Annotated in this window: 2 protein-coding genes and 1 pseudogene; all 3 read left to right on the forward strand. The window is 52.1% G+C overall.

The window, feature by feature from the left end:
* Positions 1-326 (forward strand): annotated as a pseudogene (locus HX884_RS25670) (hypothetical protein); the annotation flags it as partial.
* A 74-nt stretch (positions 327-400) separates the two neighbouring features.
* Positions 401-1,084 carry a fimbria/pilus chaperone family protein gene (locus tag HX884_RS25675; protein ID WP_178328989.1) on the forward strand — a complete coding sequence of 228 codons (684 nt, stop codon included), beginning with the start codon at positions 401-403 and terminating at the stop codon, positions 1,082-1,084.
* Between the two features lie 20 nt (positions 1,085-1,104).
* On the forward strand, positions 1,105-3,568 hold a 2,464-nt coding region (locus HX884_RS25680; RefSeq protein ID WP_178328990.1), incomplete at its 3' end, for a fimbrial biogenesis outer membrane usher protein.

Raw genomic sequence — 3,568 nt, forward strand, 5'->3', positions numbered from 1 at the left:
ATCAGCGAGTCAGCTTGGGAAGAAATGACCTGCTTATTCGCACCTTCCCTAATACCAACGATACGGGTGACTCACTTTATCCGATGTTGAGTTCTGATGGGGGTAACGGCTGGGGATATAGAGGTAATGAGTATCTGCAAATTAGCAGTGATAACAGTGAAATTTATGGATTTGGTACGGAGCGCTCTAGCGGTGTGCTTTCAGCACAAAGTAAAATCAACTTTAAGGTTGCTGTTGAAGCCACAATCAACCCAACCAACGATTTAAACGTCACGGATGAAGTGACGCTGGACGGTTTAACCAACGTTGAGCTGGTTTACCTCTGATTATCACAGTGCTGATAATTCACTGCTCCTCTGATTAGGGGAGCAGTCTCCATCAATATTAACGGACTAATATTATGATTCTCTCTAAAAAAACGTTGTTCTGCATTTGCCTCTTTTCGTCGTTGCAGACATTTGCCGCCGGTATGGTGCCAGATACTTCCCTGCTGTTGATTAACGAAGAAGAGCGGGGAGCGAGCATGGATGTGAAAAATAGCGACGATACCGCCCAGCTTCTTTATACCCGTATTGTCGATTTACCGGATGATCCCACACCCGGTGTTATTGTTACTCAACCGGTGGTGCGTGTAAATGCCGGTAAAACGCAGCGTGTCCGCTTTGTCTTAAAAGACAGCGCGGAAAAATTAAAAACAGAACACTTAAAACGCGTCATTTTTTCCACTATTCCGCAACGAGAGCAGAATAAAGTAAAAATGGTGTTCAGCCAGAATCTCCCGGTCATTATTCACCCGGCGGGTCTCGACGTGAATATGGAGCCGTGGAAAGATCTGCGCTGGCAGATTAAAAATGGCAACCTGACGGTGGTAAACGATACGCCTTATGTGGTGCGTATGGAGCAAAACGCCACGTTATTACCGTCACGAATTAAGGTCAAATTTGACAAAAGCTATATCCTTCCCGGCCAGACGATGATAGCGACGTCAGAAAACAAAATATCCGGGCAGAATAACAAGGTAGAAATGTACCCTGCTACCCGCTTTGGCTATAAAGCCAGTTCTTACGTTGCTGAAGTAAAATAATAATACCCGACGGAGTGGCCATGAAAATTTCCCCCTGTAAAACAGGCGTGCTGGCATTTTGCCTGAGCGCGGTGGCATTCGGAATTCGTGCAGAGATTCTGCCAACGGCAGCGCCCACTATGGAGCTGGCAAGAGCGTTTTTCGATACCCAGGCGTTAAAAGAGAATGGCCTCGATCCGGCTATTGCTGACTATTATGCCGTCGCCCCGCGATTCATGCCGGGTTACCATAATGTCACCGTGCTTATTAACGGCAAAAAGCGCGGCATTATGCCCGTGAAATTTAATGATGAAGGTCTTCCGTGTATTGATGGGGAATTTCTGGAAGCCGCCGGATTATATAAAAAACTCAAGCGTGAAACGTGCCCTTCAATTCACCAGTACTGGAAAAACGCAACGGTCGTCACTTCTCCAGACGTAGACGAAATTTCACTGGTTGTTCCGCCGGAGGCCATTAACCCTGAAAGTGGCCGCCAGGTGGCTGACGTGCGTGGCGGACGCGCGGCTATGCTGAACTACTCCATGTTTGGCACCCATTACGACTTTGATGATGATAAGTCCGATCGTTTTCAGTCTTCGTTTGAATTTGGCTTTAACGCAGGCGACTGGATTGTGCGCAGTTCGCAGTTTATCAGCGACGGAAGCGGCATGTCGTTCGAGAGCGACTCGCTCTACACCTATGCACAGCGCACCTTTACCGACTACGGCGTGATGGTGCAGGGGGGGCAAATTAACATCGCCAACAGCCGCTTCAGTATCCCCGGCATCTATGGCGTACAGATGATGCCGGATAACGCTCTCCTGCCGGGCTACAGCAGCGGTATTGAGGTGAGTGGTATTGCCCGCAACGCCCAGGCGCGCGTGGACATTCGCCAGGGTGGACAGCTGATCTTCTCCACGCTGGTGCCAGCCGGGCCGTTCACCTTAAGCGATGTGCCGGTTGCTAACCTGAACACGGATTTAAAGGTCACAGTGACGGAAACCGACGGCAGCGAAAGCCATTTTACGGTTTCCGCCAGCACCTTCCGTAGCAACCACGTGGGCCGCGCGCCGGGGTTTTCACTGGCCGTCGGGCGTGCAGAGGACATGGAGACAAACTTTACGCAGCCGTGGATTGTCGCCGCATCAAACGGCTGGTCCATTAACAACCGGATGAACTTTCTCGCCGGCATGGTGATGGCAGATAACCACTATTACGGTTTCTCCGCCAACATTGACACCGTGCCGATGCAGCATATGTATGCCTCGCTGGGTTTTCTCGGCTCCATTGATAACCTCTCGCAAACCGACGGTAACAAAACCACGCTGGATCTCGGCTACGCCTTACCGTGGGGGCTCGGCCTGTCCCTTGGCGGGAGCTACGGTACGCCGAAGTATCGTGAAATGCAGGAGTTATACAGCGATGACGATGACTACTCGACCACAAAATACGACACCAACGTTGGCGTGAGCTGGTCGAACCCGACGCTGGGCCGTTTCTCTCTGAGCTATTACAACAACCAGACATGGAACAGCGAATACGACAGCCGCCGCATCATTTCGTCATGGTCGCGGTCGTTCCGCTATTTTAACGTCAGCGTAAACTGGGAATCAGACATCAGCCACGGTGATAAGTACACCAGCGACAGCGATATGTTTTATGTGAACGTCTCTGTGCCGCTGGGCCGCACCGGCGTGTCCACTAACAGCTGGTACCGTGAAAACGAGGGCAAAGCCTCTTACGGGACCCGCGCCATGGGGTCATTTAACGATGAAAACACCTACACGGTGGGCGTCTCTCAGGATCACGATGACAGCGTAACCAACTGGGATGGTTCGCTGAACAGTAACCTGCACTACACCACGCTCGCGTTGGGGATTGGCGGTGACAATGAAAGTAACCGTAACTCCTCGATCGCACTGAGCGGCGGCATTGTCGCGCACGGTGATGGCGTCACCTTCTCACCTTATCCGGTAACAGATACCTATGCGGTAGTGGCGCTGGACAAGCCCGTTGCCGGGGTGGTGATAGGTACCCCGCGCGGTAACGTCTGGACGGACAAATGGGGCAGAGCGGTTGTGCCCGCCCTGACACCGTTCAGCGAAAGTACGGTTGAAATAGATACCCAAAGCCTGCCGGGCAATGTGGACGTCAGCAACGGTCATGCGTCGCTGAAGGCCTCCCACGGAGCATTTGCTCACTGGAAGTTCACCACTCTGAGCCAGCGCCGCGTGCTGCTGAACATTACGCGCGCGGACGGCACGCCGTTACCGAAAGGCGTCTCTGTCGTGAACGGGAAAGGGGAGTACATCACCTCTGCACCGGAAGACGGCATCATTTTCCTGAATGATATTTCCGCCAGCCAGACGCTGTATGCGAAGCAGGATACTGGCCGTTGCACGCTGAGTTTCACCTTGCCGGAAGCGGATCCCACTCAATTCTACGAGGAGATAAACGGAATCTATGGTCACTCCCGTTTTTGCAACACCGATTTTGACGACAAGT

The organism is Enterobacter sp. SECR19-1250 (assembly GCF_013391025.1).
In the GTDB taxonomy this organism is placed as follows: Bacteria; Pseudomonadota; Gammaproteobacteria; order Enterobacterales; family Enterobacteriaceae; genus Enterobacter; species Enterobacter cloacae.

Excerpts from the sequence above, each read along its gene's own strand:
- HX884_RS25675 (WP_178328989.1), top strand. The coding sequence starts at position 401 with ATGATTCTCTCTAAAAAAACGTTGTTCTGCATTTGCCTCTTTTCGTCG.